Origin of the sequence: Streptomyces sp. NPDC052687 (assembly GCF_040678395.1) — a bacterium.
Classification (GTDB): domain Bacteria; phylum Actinomycetota; class Actinomycetes; order Streptomycetales; family Streptomycetaceae; genus Streptomyces.
This window is the reverse complement of record NZ_JBFATR010000060.1, coordinates 1-16,098: the sequence shown is the minus strand read 5'-3', so window position 1 is coordinate 16,098 and position 16,098 is coordinate 1. Positions and strand designations below refer to the sequence as shown.

The window sequence follows — 16,098 nt, the reverse complement described above, 5'->3', positions numbered from 1 at the left end:
GCGGCGCATGACGACCGCTGAGACCGCCCCACCGCCGTCCATGCGGCTGCGGGAGCTCGTGTTCGGGGCGGCGTGCGCCGCCGCCCTCCGCGCGGCCGCCCGGCTGGGCGTCGCCGACGCGCTCGGCGACTCCCCGCAGGCCGTGGAGGACCTGGCGGCGGCGGTGAAGACCGAACCGCAGCCGCTGCGGCGGCTGCTGAGGACCCTCACCTGCTACGGCGTGTTCGCCGAGCGGGAGGACGGCACGTTCGCCCACACCGACATGTCCCGGCTGCTGCGCGAGGACGACGAGCACAGCCTGCGCGCCATCACCCTGTGGTGCACCGAGCCGTGGACCTGGGACGCGTGGCCCAAGCTCGACGAGGCGGTGCGCACCGGCCGCAACGTCGTGGAGGACTTGTACGGGAAGGAGTTCTTCACCTACCTCAACGAGGACGCCCCGGAGTCCGCGGACGTCTTCAACCGGGCCATGACGACCTCCAGCATGCAGTCGGCGCGCGACGTCGCGCAATTCCTCGACCTCTCGGGGAGCGCGTCGGTCGCCGACATCGGCGGCGGGCAGGGGCATGTGGTGGCGAGCCTGCTGGAGAAGTACCCCTCGCTCCACGGGACGCTGCTCGACCTGCCGCGCGTGGTGGAGAACGCCGATCCGCGGCTGCGGCCGGGCGGCGCGCTCGCCGGCCGGGTGCGCATCGTGCCCGGCGACTGCCGGGCGGCCGTCCCGGTGCGGGCCGACGTCTACATCATCAAGAACATCCTGGAGTGGGACGACGACAGCACGGCCCGGACGCTGCGCAACGTCATCGAGGCGGGCGGCCCGGGAGCGCGGGTCGTGGTCATCGAGAACCTCGTCGACGACACCCCCTCGATGAAGTTCAGCACGGCCATGGACCTGCTGCTGCTCCTCAACGTCGGCGGGGCCAAGCACACCACGGAGAGCATGGTGGGCCGGCTCACCGGGGCGGGGCTGGTCATCGACGACATCCAGCCGGTGAACCCGTATCTGCACGCGTTCGACTGCGTCGTCCCGGCCCGCGACGCCCGTTGAGGCGGGTGCCGTGGCCCGCGCGCGTCGCGCGACCGCCGGTCGCCGGGCACGCCTCACGGCGTGTCCGGCGACCGGCGGGGCGGCGACGGTTCAGGCGGTGGCGTCCCGGTCCCAGCGGTAGAAGCAGTTCGCCATCGCGTCCTTCGGGGAGCGCCAGGTCGCCGGGTCGTACGCGGAGACGTACGCCGACAGGCGCTCGCTGATGTCCCGGAACTCCGGGTGCCCGGCCGTCTTCGCGATGGCGGGTCCCGGGTCCTGCTCCGCCTCGATGAGGTGCAGGTACACGTCGTCGAACTGGAACAGGCTGCGCCGGGACACCCCGATGAGATGCGGGAGTTCGCCGCGGTCCGACTCCGCGAACACCTTGGCGATGTCGGGGGCCGATCCGGGGGCCATCCGGGCGACGATCAGGGTCTGGTGCATGGTCGTGTGCTCCGTCGCGCTCAGTCGGTCAGGGTCGGCACGGGCTCGCGCTCCGCGGCGGCCTGTTCGATGCGGTCCCGGATCAGCGCCATCTGGACCTTGGAGTTGCGGTTGATGTTGTCGGTCATCCAGTCGTCGTCGACCGGGGCGTCCGGCTTCATCTCGAAGTCCTGGGTCCACACCATGCGGGTGCCCTCGGGCACCTCCTCGTACTGCCACCGGATGTTCATGTACGCGAAGGGGCCGGTCTCGACGCGGCGGGCGCGGACGGAGAGCGCGGCGCGGTCGGTCTCGCGTTCCGAGACCCAGCTCCACACCGTGCCGTCCTTGTCGGGGTGCATGGTGAGCCGGAAGGTGGTCTTGTTCCCCTGCTGGGACAGGATCTCCGCGGAGGCGTACTCGCTGAACAGGTTCGGCCAGTTCGCCACGTCGTTGGTCATGTCCCAGACGAGGTCGACCGGAGCGGCGATGACGATCTCGTTCTGTGTGTGTCCGGCCATCTCAGGCTCCCGCGAGCAGCGCGCTGTTGACGAGGTCGAGGAACTGCCGCGGCGTCCTGGAGCGCTCGGCGTCGGGCGGCATCGGGGTGCCGTACCGGTTCTCCAGTTCGCCGACGATGCCGAGCAGGCCCAGCGAGTCGATGCCGAAGGCCTCGAAGCCGGTGTCCTGCTGCTGCTCCAGTTCCGGCGCGGGGATGGTGACCCCGGCGGACTTCTTGATCAGTTCGGCCAGTTCTTCCACGGTGATGCGGTCACTCATTCGGTTTCTCCTTTGCTCTGTGACGCCTCACTGCGCGGCGTCGGCGGTGCCGCGGCGCAGCACCAGGGCCGAGTTCGATCCCATGAGGCCTCGGCTGAGGACCAGGGCCGTGCGCAGCTCGGCGGCGCGGGCCCGGCCGGTCACCAGGTCGAGGTCGTGGCAGATGTCGAACACGTTGGGGGTGGGCGGGACGACGCCCTGTTCCATCGCGAGCACCGCCGCCGCGGCGTCCAGCACCGGGGCGGCGCAGTAGCCGCGGCCGATACCGGTCTTGGGGGCGGTGACGGGCACCTGCCGGCCGTGCGCGCCGAGGGCGTCGGCGATGGCCAGTGCCTCGGCGCGGTCCGCGTCGGGCACGCCGAGCGCGTCGGCGAAGACCACGTCGATCTCCTCGGGGGCGCAGCCCGCCTCGTCGAGGGCGCCGCGGATGGCCTGCGCCAGCCCCTCGCGGGACTGCTCCCAGCGGGAGGCCCCGGTGAAGGTCGACGCGTGCCCGGCCAGGTGGGCCCGCACCTGCGCACCTCGCTCCAGCGCCGTGGTCTCGTCCTCCACGACGAGTACGGCGCCGCCCTCGGCGGGGACGAATCCGCACGCCGCCGAGGTGAACGGGCGGTAGGCGCGGGCCGGGTCGTCGGCGGTGCTCAGCTCCTGGTAGCCGAGCTGGCAGACCACCGAGTAGGGGGCCAGGGGGGCCTCCGTCGATCCGGCCACGACGACGTCGGTGCCGCGCCGGACGGACCGCGCCGCGTGGGCGAGGGCGTCCAGGCCGCCGGCCTCGTCGGCGGCGACCACCCCGCAGGGTCCCTTGAAGCCGCGGCGGATGGAGATCTGGCCGGTGCTGGCCGCGTAGAACCAGGCGATGGACTGGTACGGCCCGACGTAGCGGCTGCCCTTGCCCCACAGCTGCTGGAGCTCGCGCTGGCCGAACTCGCCGCCGCCGGAGCCGGCCGCGGTGACGACGCCGATGGAGTACGGCGCCTGCTCGATGTCGGCGCGGGCGAGCCGCGCGTCGTCCAGGGCCATGTCGGCGGCGGCCAGCGCGAAGTGCGTGAACCGGTCCGTCTGGACGAGGAAGCGCTCCTCGACGGCCGCCGACGGTTCGAACTCCCGGATCTCGCCGGCGACCTTCAGCGGCAGGTGCTCGCATCCGTCGCGGGTGACCCGGTCCAGGACGCTGATGCCTTCCTTGGTGGCCTTCCAGAAGGTCTCGGTGGTGATTCCGTTGGGCGCGACCACGCCGATTCCGGTGACGGCCGCGCGCCGTGGATGCGGTTCGCTCATGGTGTTCTCTCCCTCGGCCGGGTCAGGATCACCGCGGACTGGAAACCGCCGAACCCGCTGCCCACGGAGAGCACACTGCCCAGTCGTCGTTCGCGGGCGACGCGCGGCACGTAGTCCAGGTCGCACTCCGGGTCCGGCGTCTCGTAGTTCGCGGTGGGCGGTACGACCTGATGGGCGAGGGCCAGCACGCAGGCGACGACCTCGATCGATCCGATGGCGCCGAGGGAGTGGCCCACCATGGACTTGATGGAGCTCATGGGCGTGTCGTAGGCGTGCTGTCCCAGGGCCCGTTTGACGGCGGCCGTCTCGTGCCGGTCGTTCTGCTGGGTGCCCGAGCCGTGCGCGTTGACGTAGTCGATCGCGGTGGGGTCGAGCCGGGCGTGGTCCAGGGCGAGTTCGATGGCCCGGGCCATCTCCAGGCCCTCCCTGGTCAGACCGGTCATGTGGTAGGCGTTGCCGAAGGTGGCGTAGCCGCCGACCTCGCAGTACACGCGCGCCCCGCGGGCCAGGGCGTGCTCCAGCTCCTCCAGGACGAGGACGGCGCCGCCCTCCCCCATCACGAAACCGTCGCGGTCGGCGTCGAAGGGGCGCGACGCGTGCGCGGGGTCGTCGTTGTTGGGGGACGTGGCCTTGATCGCGTCGAAGCACGCCATCGTGATCGGCGAGATCGGCGAGTCGGAGGCGCCGACGATGCACACGTCGGCCCGGCCCTCCTCGATCGTGTGGAAGGCGTAGCCGATCGAGTCCAGCCCGGAGGTGCAGCCCGTGGAGACGGTCTGCACCGGTCCGCTCGCCCCGAACCGCTCCGCCACCGTCGAGGCGAGCGTGCTGGGCGAGAACGCGCGGTGCAGATGCGGCTCCGCCTCGCGGTGGTCCACGTCCCAGCGCTGCCCGCGACTGCTGACCAGCACGTAGTCGTGTTCCAGGCGGGTGGTGCCGCCGACCGCGGTGCCCAGGGAGACACCGACCCGCCACGGGTTCTCCCGGGCGAGGTCGAGGCCGGAGTCCCGCACCGCCTCGTCGGCGGCCACCAGCGCGAACTGGATGTACCGGTCGCAGCGCGCGGCCTCCTCGGCGTCCAGTCCGTGGGCGGCCGGGTCGAAGTCGCACTCGGCGGCGATCCGCGACCGCAGGCCGGACGGGTCGAAGAAGGTGATGCCGCGCGTCGCCGTGCGCCCGTGGGACAGCAGGTCCCAGAACGCCGGTACGCCGATCCCGCCCGGGGCCACGATGCCTATGCCGGTGACCGCCACGCGCCTGGTCATGACCGGACCTGACGTTCGGCGGCCGCGTCGGCGGCGACCGGAACCGCGTCGGTCTCCTCGGTGTCGACGTGGCCGAGCGGCGGGCTCGGGGCCAGCGGACCGAGGTGGAAGACGATCCGGGCCTCGACGTTGCCGACGTTGCGGAAGCGGTGCCGCATGTAGGCGGGGATCATCAGGCCCTGCTCGGGCTGGAGCGGGTGGGGTTCGCCGTCCAGGTCCACCTCCAGCTGCCCGCACACGACGTAGATGAACTCCTCGGAGTACGGGTGGTAGTGCTCACCGATGCGGTCCCCGGGCTGCACGATGGCCACGCCCATGAAGCCGCTGGTGGAGCCGACCGTGGCCGGGGTGAGCATGGCGCGCAGGTCGCCACCGCGCCGGGTGTTGGGCTCGACCTCGCTGAGATGCACGATTCTGGGATTGGCTTTGATCACGACTTTCCTCCGATCGGGTGCCGCATCGACGCGGCGGCATGGCCGCCGCGGCCGTGCGCTGACGCATCAGACCTCGGTCTCCGCGCGGCGGTCGGTGACGAGCTCCATACGGGCGAGCGTGAGCAGGCGGGCCGGGGTGGCCTCGGTCAGCGTGGAGGCGTCCACGCCGAGCGCCTTCGCGTCGAGCAGTGCCGTCACCTCGGCCGCCTGTCCGCGGTCGCCGAGGCCGAGCACGAGAGCGGGGTCGGCGCCGGGCCCGTCCTGGACGTCGATGAGCCGCATCACGACGTCGTCGCGCTGGAAGATGGTGCTGCGCAGGACCGGGCTGCGCGGATCGTCCGCCGCCACCTCGTCCTGCCGGGCGAGCAGTTCGGCCAGCCGCAGGCCGCAGCCCTCGCGGGCCGGGTAGTACAGCGCGTTCCGCACGGCGTCCGGGGTCTCCCGGCCGGCGGTCACATGGTGTACGGCGGGCAGCGCCGCGCGGGTGAAGAAGGCGCGGGCGGACTCGCCGTCGTCGAGCTCCCGGCGCTGCTCCAGGTGGGGGTTGATGGCCTCCTCGACGGCGCGTACCTCGGGCTGCTTGGAGACGTGGCGCAGCGCGGCGAGCAGGTCGCCCCGCACCTCGATGGCCCGCACGACGCGGTTGCCGTGCATGAACAGGGAGGTGCGGCACAGCCGGGTGGTGTCGTCGACGCGCGGCTCGGGCGAGGCGTAGGCGGCGAGGATCTTCGCGACGGTCTCCTCGCTGCCCTGCTTGACCGTGAAGGTGAGCGCGTGACGGATGACACCGTCACCGATCCTGGGCGCCGCCTGGAGCCGGCCCCTGCGCGGTTCGACGTCCATCGCCGGGCCGTCGGTCTCGCGGACGATGTGGAAGCGAAGCGACCTGGTGTCGCGGACGCAGCTGTGCAGCGGTGCCACCATCCGCACGTGCTCCTCGCTGTTCACCCAGGTGAGGAATGGCGGGGCGCTCTCCCACTCACTGGTGATGAGCCATTGGGAGGGGTTCTCGATGGACTGGCACAGCTGGTCGCTCACATGGCCGGGGACGGACGTGACCTGGCTGCACAGGTGCTCATAGGCCTCCAGGAACTGCTGCTGAGCACCGTCGTAGACGTCCACGAGCAGGACGACGCGGAGCCTGGAGCCGTCGAACACGGACTGGGAGACACGTTGCGACACCTGACGGGTCTGCGGTCCCGAAACACGCTCGGACGTAAGGGTCATCCTGCGCACATCTCCTTCTAGGGGCGGGGGTGAACGTCGGTCACGGTGAGCGACGTCGGCGTTTCTCGATCCTGTGCCCGTCCCCTGAGGAGCGCGACTCGTATGAACTACGCGGGTGACCGCTGCGCTCACAGGTCCGGAAAGGCGGGGCGGGGCTCAGATGAGGTGGGCGAAGACGACGAGGTTCTCCGTGTAGTCCTTCGCCTGGCGGTCGTAGTCACCCGCACAGGTGATCAGCCGGACCTGGGCCTGGCCCGTGTCGCCGTACACACGGTCGTTGGGGAAGCGGTCCTTCTCGAACGTCTCCACGTGGTCGATGACGAAGGACGCCTTGCGCCCGTCGGCGCGCTCGACGTGGAAGACGTCGCCCTTCTCCAGTGCGCTGAGCCCGACGAACACGGCGGCCGACGTCTTCGTGTCGACGTGCCCGGCGATGATCGAGGTGCCGATCTCCCCCGGCGATGGCCCCTTGGCGTGCCAGCCGACCAGGTTGGTGTCGTCGGGGGGCGGGGCCTCCAGCTGGCCCGAGGGGAGGATGGCGAGGTCCGTGAAGGGGGCGTCGACCGAGATCTTCGGAATGAGCAGGCGCACGGGCCTCGATCGCGGCAGATGCTTGCGGGCGGGCCCTTCCCGCTTCTCGGCGGCCGGGGTCGGGGCCCCGGCCGACGCGCCGGCCGGGGCGGCCTGCGGCGGACGGGGGGGCTCGATGGTCTTCTCGTCCTCCGCCGGGTTCATGAGGATGACCAGGAAGGCCGCGGCGCACATCACCATCACGCCGAGGCGGTGTTTCGGCCCGGTGGGGGGCGCTGCCTGGTCGGCGGGGGCGGACGGACCGGGTGCCATCGGAAAACCACCTCACTGGGGGCAGTGCGGGAGGGCGAACGGGGTACGGGGGCCGGAGCCGGCCGGGCCGCCACGCGACGCGCGCGTGGCGGCCGCAGCGGCTATCGCACCGGGCATGGGTCAGACCAGGCTCTGGGCCGACTTCTTACGGCGCACCACGTAGAGGCCGAGACCGGCGGCGGCCAGCACGCCCAGCCCGCCCGCGGTCACCGACGGAGCGGCGAGGGCGCCGCCGCCGGTGTGCATCCCGCCGCGGGGCTTGTCGTGGCCGCCGCCCCAGGAGTCCTTGCCGTGCTCGCTGTCCTTGTACCCCGAGGAGTGGCTGTCCTTCGACGACTCGGAGTCCTTGCTGCCCCAGCCGTCCTCGTTGACCATGACCAGGGCGCCACCGCCGGTGTGCACGCCACCGCGCGGCTTGTCGTAGTCCTTCTCCGAGTCCTTCTCGTAGTCCTTGTCCGAGTCCTTCTCGTAGTCCTTCTCCGAGTCCTTCTCGTAGTCCTTCTCCGAGGAGTCCTTGTACGAGTCCGACGAGTCCTTCTCCGAGTCCGAGGAGTGGCTGTCCTCGGTGTGCTTCGAGGAGCCGGAGTCCTTGTTCCACTCGTCCTCGTTGAGCATGGTCAGCGCACCGCCGCCGGTGTGCACTCCACCACGCGGGGAGTCGTACGAGCTGTCCTTGCCGTGGTCCTTGTCCTCTTCCTTGCCGTAGTCCTTGTCCTTGTCCTCTTCCTTGCTCTCGTCCTTGCCGTAGTCCTTCGAGGACTCGTCCTTGCTGGTGTGCTCCTTGCTGTAGGAGGAGTCGTCGTGGTCGGAGCCGACCGCGGAGGCGCCGGGCGCGGCGAGAGCGAGAGCGGCGGATGCGGCGGCGGCGGCCACAGCCATACGAGCAGAGCGCATCTGAGGTTCCTTCCGCCGACGGTCGAGCAGCCGGCACTTGGCACGGCTGACCTGACTCGACGTCGACATGGTCAACCGTCAGTCAGCCGGCCCGGCACCGCTACTCAGGGCGATCAGTCGGGTGAACGGTTCATCCGATTGCCCGTCAAGTGCGACGTCGCAGAGGGCAGATGAGGGGACGTCGGACATGTGAGGAGCCGGCCCGCGGGGTGCGCGGGCCGGCTCGGTTCGCTGGTCGTCTCGGGGGCGTCACCGGTCGGTCACCGGTGGGACGCGGCCTCCGAAGGGGTCAGGCGATGTCCAGCACCTCGCCCAGGACGCGACGCAGTTCCGCCTCGGCGTCGGACACCGGGCCGGGGGCTCGCCAGGCGACGAACCCGTCGGGCCGGACCAGTACGGCGCCCTCGGGTGTCGTGCCGTGGCAGGCGCTCCAGTCGACCCCGTCCTCGGGCGTCAGCTCGGCGTCCGGGCCACTGCCCACCCGGTAGGAGAGGAGCGGGACGGACATGCTCGCCGCGACGCGGACGGCGGCTTCGTGCCAGCCGCTTCCCGCCGCGGCGTCGCTGAGCAGCACCAGTGACCGTTCGTACAGGTCGAGGGTGGAGATCCGCTCGCCCTGGTGCCGCAGCCACAAGTGCGGTGCCCTGCTGCCGGGTTCACCGCTCAGGTCGAGGCTCTCCGGGACGACCGGGCCCGCCGGGTCGGTGCCGACCACGGCGCCGCGCGGGTAGCGGTACCCGAGGGCCACGTTGAGGATGCCGCGCTGAGGTCCGCCGCCGCCGGCGCCGCCGCCGACGCCGGGCGGCGGGGCGAATCCGGGGTGGCTGTGCTCGACCGACCGTCCGGCGGCCCGCGCGCTGGTCACCTCCGCCACCGGGCGGCGCTCGGCGTCGTAGGTGTCCAGCAGCCCCTCCCCCGCCCAGCCGCCGAGCACGGCGGCGAGCTTCCACGCGAGGTTGTGGGCGTCCTGGATACCGGTGTTGGAGCCGAAGGCCCCGGTGGGGGACATCTCGTGGGCCGAGTCGCCGGCCAGGAACACGCGTCCCGTCCCGTAGCTCTGGGCGACACGCTCGGCGGCGTGCCAGGGCGCCATTCCGGTCAGCTCCACGTCCAGGTCCGGGACGCCGACCGCGCGCCGGATGTGCTCGATGCACCGCTCCTCGGTGAATTCCTCCAGGGTTTCCCCGTTCTCGGGGTGCCACGGGGCGTGGAACACCCAGTTCTCGCGGTTGTCCACGGGCAGCAGCGCGCCGTCGGCGTCGGGGTTGGTCAGGTAGCAGACGATGAAGTGGCGGTCGCCCACGACATCGGCGAGGCGACGGGAGCGGAAGGTGATGCTGATGTTGTGGAACAGGTCGCCGGGGCCGCTCTGGCCGATGCCGAGCTGCTCACGGATGGGGCTGCGGGGGCCGTCGGCGGCGACGAGGTACTCCGCGCGGATGGTGGTGTGCTCGCCGGTCTCGCGGCTCTTGACCAGAGCGGTGACGCCGGTGGCGTCGGTGTCGAACGACATCAGTTCGGTGGCGTAGCGCAGGTCGCCGCCGAGCTGTGCGGCGCGGTCGAGCAGGACCGGCTCCAGGTCGTTCTGGCTGCACAGGCACCACGAGCTGGGGCTGAACCGGGCCAGGCCGCCGCCCGGGTCGATCTCCCGGAACAGCCACTCCCCCGCGTCGCCGACCAGGGTGGGGGTCTGCAGGATGCCGTGGTTGTCGGCCAGCGTGGCGGCGGCCTGCCGGATCATCGGCTCGGCGCCGGCCACCCGGAACAGCTCCATCGTCCGGACGTTGTTGCCGCGGCCGCGGGGGTGGATGGAGGTACCGGCATGACGCTCCACCAGCGTGTGCCGCACCCCCAGCCGGCCCAGGAACAGAGAGGTCGACAGGCCGACCAGGGAACCGCCGACGATGAGGACTGGCACCTGATGGATCGTGGGGTCGGCTTGATCGGCTCTTTGGTTCATCACTCGCCTCCAGGCGGGTCGGGTCCGAGGGGTTCGGCCGGATACGGCCGCGACCTCCATGCATGCCCGGTGAGCCGGGGGTGCGGCGCAGTCTTCACCCGCTTAACCCGCCGGGTTCGCCGTGTCGGCGGCAGAACCCGGCGGGGGCCGGCGCGGGCCGCCGCCCGTCAGCCTCCGCAGGCGGTGCGGATCCGGTAGAACTCGCTCAGGTACCGGGAGTGGTATCCGGCGCCGGTGATCCGTACGAGTGCCTCGTCGGCCGAGCGCAGTGACGAGCCCGTCAGGTTGGCGCTGCCGGTGAGGACGCGCGGCGTGAGGTCGCCGTTGTGGTTGCCGTCGATGAGGATCTGCTTGTTGTGCGGGCGGACGTCGATGCCGGGGCCGTTGGGGATGCGGCAGCGGCGGTGCTGGATGCCGGCGGCGGTCAGCCTGGCGGTGATCGTGCTGTCGCTCTCGGCGTAGACGAGGTCGATCCAGCAGCCCCGGCCCCGCAGCTCGGCCAGCTTGTCGGCGACCTGCACGCGCGAGCGGTAGAAGCTGTACACGAGGACGCGGATGTCGCTGACCCGCCGGGCGCCGTCCGCGTCGGTGTAGCCGCACCTGACCCCGTCGAGCGTCTGCACGACGTTGTCGGTGGCCGGGTTGTGGTACGAGGTGTCGCCGCGCGGGAAGAAGGCGGCCTGGTAGGCCGAGCCGGACGGGGTGGAGAAGTACGCCGTGTTGTCGCCGCGGGCGAGGGTGCGGCCGTGGCGGAGCCGGTCGTGGTAGGTCACGTACCCGTCGTACACGGCGCCGTTCGCGAAGGTGACGGCGTCGTTGAAGGACTCGGTCTTGTACCAGTCGGACAGGTTCGACGAGGTCTGGAAGACGACCTTCGTGTAGCCGGTGCCGTCGTCGAAGGGGCCGATGCGGGAGAAGGTGAAGAACTTGTTGTGGTTGTACGCCGGTGGCGGCGGGGCCACGCTCAGGCAGCCGCGCTGGACGTCGTCCACTCCGTCGGCGTCCTCGAACCTGTCGTCGCAGACGACGATCCAGGAGCGGGCGGTGTCCCGGGTGCCCAGGCCGGCCCGCAGCGCCCGGTAGGAGGGGTTGACGTACTCGTCGCCCTTGGCGTCGACGTAGGTCGAGTCGTCGACGACGAGCTTGACGGCGACGCCTCTGCGGTGGGCGGCGAGCAGCGCGTCGGCGACGTCCCGGTCGTCGAACTCGTAGACGGAACCGCGGATCTCGGCGCCGGCGGGTGTCGCCTCGATCAGCCGCAGCAGCTGGGTGAAGATCGCCTCGCGCTGCGCCGGCGTGCCCAGCGGGTTGTTGAACACCGGGCCGCCGACGACGGGTTTGTCCAGTGCGGCGGCCGGTGTCGCGCCGCCGACGAGGAGGGTGGCCACCAGGGACAGGACAGTGGCGGTGACGGACAGTACCGCCGAGGGGCGAAGGGGCAGAAGAGTCACGCAGACGAGCCTTCCTTTCCGCAACCGCGGAAGTCCTGACGGGTGGTGAATCCACCCGGACGGCGTACACCGGCGGCGGCTTCGGCCGGAGGTTCACCCTCGTCGGGGAAACGGGCGCGGCGCCGACGCCGGTGACGACGCGGTCCTGGAACGCGGCGTGGCAGAACCGGTAGACGGGCCCGACGCGGCGCAGGACGCTCAGCAGTCGCGCGTCCTCCATGAACGCGAGCGGTGGCGTGGCAGCCGCCGGGCCGCGGCGAGCCGCAGGCCGGTCTCACGGTAGGCGAACCAGGCGGTGCCGGCGACGGCCAGGAGCCCGGCGGAGAGTCCGACCGACAGGTTCGCCTCCGGGGTCAGCAGCGAGCGGCCGAAGGTGTGGACGGCCGGGTCGGTGCTGTCCGCCAGGTCCGCCTGGACCGTGGCGGCCCATTTGACCAGGGGCGGCACCACCGCCAGCACCAGCAGCGCGACGGCGGCCGTGCGATCGCCGCGCACCGTGGACTGCGGTGTCTCCTGCTCCAGGTCGGCGGGGACGCGGGCCCAGCGCACGACCGCCAGGCCCGCCCCGAGGAGGAGACCGAAGAAGACGCCGAGGGCGCCGGTCGTGGCGCACCGCACCCACCAGGACAGCTCCACCCAGGGCGTCACGAACGCCAGCGACACCCCGAGGGCGGTCCCCCACAGCAGTCCCCGGCCGAGGGACGCGGGGAGCATCGCCCACAACAGGCGTCGGGGGCGCGGAAGTCCAGCCGGGTCGGGCGCGGGAAGCCACCGGCCGGGTCGAGTCCGGCCATGATCCCGGCGATCAGCAGGAAGATCGAGGCGTGGAAGCCCGCGTCCTGCCCGACGAAGGCGAGGTCCCCGGCCGGGTCCATCAGGGCGATCTCCGCCGGCGGACGCCCCGTCACCTGCCGGATGAACAGGAACGCCGGCGAGCCGGAGAGTTGGGCGCCCAGCCAGAAGAGCAGGAAGAAGCCGAGGACTCTGCGCCCCCGGGCCGTGCCGCGTCCCACGTGGCGCGCGGGACGGCCGCCGCGCCGGCGCAGCAGCCCGGCGCTCGCGGAGATCAGCACGCTCAGCGAGGCCGCGGCGGCCTCCGCGCCCGTGCCGACCACCAGCGCCACCACCGTGAGCAGCGCCGCGACACCGACCAGCCCGATCACCCACGGCCGCCACTCTGCGTTGCCTCTCATAGCGGTGAGTATTCACAGAGGGGGGCCGTGGGGCGTGGGAGGGCGGTCGGCGGCGCGTCGACGCGCCGGGGGAGGGCGCGTGCGGGAGTCAGGAGACGTTGTCGCCGTGCGTCAGCGTCTCCCAGGCGACGAAGAGGTTGTTCGTGCCCATGGGGCGGCGGGCCAGGGTGTATGTCTCCGTGTTGGTCATGGCGTGGCCGAGGCGGTTGTGCAGGGCGTTGTAGCCGACCTCGGTGACCGGGCCGAGGCCTCGCGTGACCGTGCCGCCGCAGAGCCAGGACGGCGGCTGGTTCAGTTCGTACGTGGCGTGGAAGCCGAGGGCGTGCCGGATCCGCTCGCCGAACTCGGGGTAGAGGTCCTGGCCCTGGATGCGTGAGGTCTCGGCGACCTGGGCCATGGCGGCGATGCCGTAGCCGGTGTGCGTGAAGTCGCGGCAGGTCTCCTGGGAGAGGCCGTCGACGAAGGTGGTCTGGCCGTGCCAGTAGGCGATGATCTCGTCGCGGGTGTCGCGTCCGTCGCCCGGCTTGGTGCGTGGCAGGGCGCCGTCGGAGGTCAGGTAGACGTACGCGGGGACGCGGTTGCGGTAGAGCGCGACGGCCCGGTCGTAGATCGTCTTGTCGTCGAGGAAGACCCCGATGCCCATGATGGCCTGGATCATGCTCAACTCCCAGTTGCCGTTGGAGTTGGAGCCGTTCTGGATTTCCGGGTAGTAGACGGTGCGCAGCATGGTGGCGAAGCGGCCGGCGTTCGGCCAGTCGCCGTAGACGTGCTTGATGATCTCGGCGGCCTTGGGCCAGGAGGAGGCCGCCCAGGCGGTCTGGAGCGGCGCGTTGCTGTTGGTGTGGTCCCGGACGGTGGCCGACCAGGCGTCCATGATCTGGATCGCCTTGCGGGCGTGGGCGGCGTCGCGGGTGACGTACCAGGCGAGCGCGTGGGTGTACGCGGCGATGGCGTCCTCGCGCTCGTCTGTGCAGCCGTAGTTGGGGTTGGAGTAGGAGCCGCACTCGACGACGGCGCGCGGGTGGGGCGTGTACGAGAGGGAGGCGTACCGCGAACTCATCATCTGGCTGAAGGCCGCGGCCTGCGGGGCGGCGCCCGCGGCGACCCGGGCGCGCACGGTGTCGAGCTGGGCGCGGCTGACGCCGACACCGGGGTGGGTGAACACGGCGGGGGCGGCCTGCGCTGCCGGGACGGCGGCGGCAGCGGGGGCGAGGGCGCGGCTGGTGGGGGTGGTGGAGGCGGGCCGGGCGGCCGTGGCCGGTGCCGCGAGGGCACCGGCCAGCAGTGCGCCGGCCACCGCGAGCAGAGCGGGCCTCAGGACTCTTCCAGGCATGGGGGGTTGCCTTTCTGACGACACATCACGTTCATGTATGTGATCAGCTCACGCTGACGTGAATGGCGCTGTGGCCGGGAAAGCTAGCGCCGCATCATGAACGCGTCAAGGTCTAGACCTTCGCCCGCCGATGGGCTCACAGAGCGTCGCGTATCGCCTTGGCGGTGGTCGCCGGGTCGTATCCGTCCGGCACTCCCTCGACCAAGATGATGTCCCCCTCGATGTGCCGGGTACGCAGGGGCGCGATCTCCTGGTAGGCCGGCGAGTCCCACCACGCCCGCGCGTCCGCGAGGGTGGGGAAGCCGATCAGCACGACCGCCCCGGGCCAGGTGCCCTCCTTCGTCTCGTGCGTCGCGCCGTGCACCAGGAAGCGGCCGCCGTAGGGCTCGAAGGTGGCGGTGATGCGCTCGATGTACTCGGCGATCTCCACGTGCGGGGCGGCGTCGCGCAGGTGGCCGATGATGTAGGCGGTCATGGCGGTCCTTCCGGTCGGGCTGGGCTCCGTGTGCCTGTGACCCTTCCATCCGCCGGGGTGGTCAGTCGATGACCTGAGAGGTAATCGGGTCGCGCCTCGGGTCGCGCCCTCGGGGCGATCGCGCTCACGGAGGCGGGAGCAGGGGGCCGAGCGGTCCCAGGTCGATGTTCCGAACAGGGATGGGAGGCCCAGGTGGAAGTCGATCAGCGGGGCGGGCGGCGCGATGCATCGCCGGTGGGGATGGATGCCGGGGCCCGGTCCGGGGCACAGGCTTCGGGGGGACGGCGGACGGCGCCGCTGCCGGAGCAGGTTCCGGCCGGGGTTCGGCCGGGGTTCGGACGAGGTCCGGACGAGGTCCGGACGGGCCGGATGGTCGGCCGTACCGGCGTCCCGTATGTCACGTCGTCTCGTCGTCTCGTCCGGAGAGGGGTCACATGACGAGTCCCGAGCCCTGGTCGCCCACCGCGGCCGTCCCGCCGCCCGTTCCCTTCGATCCGGAGGTGGCGGCCGTGCTGGAGGCCCTGGGCGAGCAGCCGCCGCTCACTCCGGAGGCCATCCCCGAGGTCCGGGCGGCCGTGGCGGCGGGCGCGCCCGGCGACGAGGCGCTGCGGTGCGGCGGGGAACTGACGTGGGAGGAGCGCACGGTCGCCGGGGCGCCCGGCGGTCCGGAGGTGACACTGCTGATCGGCCGGCCGGCGGACGCGGGGCCGGGCGCGGGACTTCCGGTGCTGTACCACCTGCACGGCGGCGGCATGGTCGCGGGCAGCCGGCGGCATCTCGCCCCGGACGTCCTGACCTGGACGCGGTCGCTGCGCACGGTGACCGTGTCGGTGGAGTACCGGCTGGCTCCGGAGCATCCCCACCCGGCACCGCTGGAGGACTGTTACGCGGGCCTGGTGTGGACGGCGCGGCACGCCGCGGACCTGGGCGGGGACCGGGAGCGGCTGGTCGTGGTGGGCGCGAGCGCGGGCGGCGGTCTCGCCGCGGGCCTGACGCTGCTGGCCCGCGACCGGGGCGGCCCCGTACCGGCCGCACAGATGCTGCTGTCCCCGATGCTCGACGACCGCGACCGCACCTGCTCCGGCCGGCAGATGGAAGGGCTGGGCATGTGGGACCGGGTCTCGAACGGCACGGCCTGGAACGCCCTGCTGGACGGCGCCGCCGGCAGGGCGGACGTCTCCCCGTACGCGGCCCCCGCGCGCGCCCGCGACCTCTCCGGCCTGCCCCCGGCCTACCTCGACGTGGGCTCGGCGGAGACCTTCCGCGACGAGACCGTCGCCTATGCGGGGCGGCTGTGGCAGTGCGGGGTGCCGTGCGAGCTGCACGTCTGGCCCGGCGGCTGCCACGGCTTCGACGGCCTGGCCCCCGACTCCCGCCTCGCCCACCGCGCAAGGCGGGCCCGGCGCGCGTGGCTGGGCGACGTGCTCGACGCGCTGCCCCCAGTTAGCGGACATGAAGATCCCGGCGGAACAGGTGAAGTACAACGAGATCCGGACCAAGGACGGCAGCTCG

17 protein-coding genes are annotated in these 16,098 nt (G+C 72.0%); 2 read left to right on the top strand and 15 right to left on the bottom strand.

Annotated features, from left to right (window positions below):
* The first annotated feature begins 7 nt into the window (after positions 1-7).
* Positions 8-1,048 carry a methyltransferase gene (locus AB0K92_RS30280; protein WP_365928160.1) on the top strand — a complete coding sequence of 347 codons (1,041 nt, stop codon included), beginning with the start codon at positions 8-10 and terminating at the stop codon, positions 1,046-1,048.
* Positions 1,049-1,138: 90 nt separating this feature from the next.
* Here AB0K92_RS30280 and AB0K92_RS30275 read toward each other — a convergent pair whose 3' ends face one another.
* The 15 genes from AB0K92_RS30275 to AB0K92_RS30205 all read right to left on the bottom strand — a co-directional run bounded on the left by AB0K92_RS30275 (position 1,139) and on the right by AB0K92_RS30205 (position 14,586).
* Positions 1,139-1,471, bottom strand: coding sequence for a TcmI family type II polyketide cyclase (locus tag AB0K92_RS30275; protein ID WP_365928158.1), 333 nt, complete (start codon positions 1,469-1,471; stop codon positions 1,139-1,141).
* Positions 1,472-1,491: 20 nt separating this feature from the next.
* Positions 1,492-1,971 carry an SRPBCC family protein gene (locus AB0K92_RS30270; RefSeq protein ID WP_365928156.1) on the bottom strand — a complete coding sequence of 160 codons (480 nt, stop codon included), beginning with the start codon at positions 1,969-1,971 and terminating at the stop codon, positions 1,492-1,494.
* Position 1,972: 1 nt separating this feature from the next.
* On the bottom strand, positions 1,973-2,230 hold the full coding sequence (locus AB0K92_RS30265) for an acyl carrier protein (RefSeq protein WP_365928154.1): 258 nt from the start codon (positions 2,228-2,230) through the stop codon (positions 1,973-1,975).
* A gap of 27 nt (positions 2,231-2,257) precedes the next feature.
* Positions 2,258-3,511, bottom strand: coding sequence for a ketosynthase chain-length factor (locus AB0K92_RS30260; protein WP_365928152.1), 1,254 nt, complete (start codon positions 3,509-3,511; stop codon positions 2,258-2,260).
* Positions 3,508-4,776 carry a beta-ketoacyl-[acyl-carrier-protein] synthase family protein gene (locus AB0K92_RS30255; protein WP_365928150.1) on the bottom strand — a complete coding sequence of 423 codons (1,269 nt, stop codon included), beginning with the start codon at positions 4,774-4,776 and terminating at the stop codon, positions 3,508-3,510. The genes AB0K92_RS30260 and AB0K92_RS30255 overlap by 4 nt, the downstream gene beginning before the upstream one ends.
* Positions 4,773-5,210 carry a cupin domain-containing protein gene (locus tag AB0K92_RS30250; RefSeq protein ID WP_365928148.1) on the bottom strand — a complete coding sequence of 146 codons (438 nt, stop codon included), beginning with the start codon at positions 5,208-5,210 and terminating at the stop codon, positions 4,773-4,775. Before AB0K92_RS30250 ends, AB0K92_RS30255 begins: the two co-directional genes overlap by 4 nt.
* A 66-nt stretch (positions 5,211-5,276) precedes the next feature.
* Positions 5,277-6,437 (bottom strand): SchA/CurD-like domain-containing protein, encoded by a 1,161-nt coding sequence (locus tag AB0K92_RS30245; protein WP_365928146.1) that lies wholly within the window; start codon positions 6,435-6,437, stop codon positions 5,277-5,279.
* 156 nt (positions 6,438-6,593) lie between these two features.
* Entirely contained in the window at positions 6,594-7,280 is a 687-nt protein-coding gene (locus AB0K92_RS30240; protein WP_365928144.1) for a class F sortase, read from the bottom strand.
* Positions 7,281-7,400: 120 nt separating this feature from the next.
* Positions 7,401-8,174: a hypothetical protein gene (locus tag AB0K92_RS30235; protein ID WP_365928142.1), complete on the bottom strand. Its 774-nt coding sequence runs from the start codon at positions 8,172-8,174 to the stop codon at positions 7,401-7,403.
* A gap of 289 nt (positions 8,175-8,463) precedes the next feature.
* The gene (locus AB0K92_RS30230; protein WP_365928140.1) at positions 8,464-10,134 is read right to left on the bottom strand and encodes an FAD-dependent monooxygenase; all 1,671 of its coding nucleotides are present in this window, start codon (positions 10,132-10,134) and stop codon (positions 8,464-8,466) included.
* Between the two features lie 167 nt (positions 10,135-10,301).
* Positions 10,302-11,585 (bottom strand): phospholipase D-like domain-containing protein, encoded by a 1,284-nt coding sequence (locus tag AB0K92_RS30225; RefSeq protein WP_365928138.1) that lies wholly within the window; start codon positions 11,583-11,585, stop codon positions 10,302-10,304.
* Between the two features lie 198 nt (positions 11,586-11,783).
* Positions 11,784-12,233, bottom strand: coding sequence for a hypothetical protein (locus AB0K92_RS30220; protein ID WP_365928136.1), 450 nt, complete (start codon positions 12,231-12,233; stop codon positions 11,784-11,786).
* Positions 12,230-12,778 carry a hypothetical protein gene (locus AB0K92_RS30215; RefSeq protein WP_365928134.1) on the bottom strand — a complete coding sequence of 183 codons (549 nt, stop codon included), beginning with the start codon at positions 12,776-12,778 and terminating at the stop codon, positions 12,230-12,232. The genes AB0K92_RS30220 and AB0K92_RS30215 overlap by 4 nt, the downstream gene beginning before the upstream one ends.
* An 88-nt stretch (positions 12,779-12,866) precedes the next feature.
* Positions 12,867-14,111, bottom strand: a complete 1,245-nt coding sequence (locus AB0K92_RS30210; RefSeq protein WP_365928132.1) for an alginate lyase family protein — start codon at positions 14,109-14,111, stop codon at positions 12,867-12,869.
* Between the two features lie 136 nt (positions 14,112-14,247).
* The gene (locus AB0K92_RS30205) at positions 14,248-14,586 is read right to left on the bottom strand and encodes a DUF1330 domain-containing protein (RefSeq protein ID WP_365928129.1); all 339 of its coding nucleotides are present in this window, start codon (positions 14,584-14,586) and stop codon (positions 14,248-14,250) included.
* Positions 14,587-15,020: 434 nt separating this feature from the next.
* On the opposite strand from AB0K92_RS30205, the gene AB0K92_RS30200 reads away from it, so the two are divergent.
* The coding region (locus tag AB0K92_RS30200; protein WP_365928127.1) for an alpha/beta hydrolase at positions 15,021-16,098 on the top strand (1,078 nt) is incomplete at its 3' end.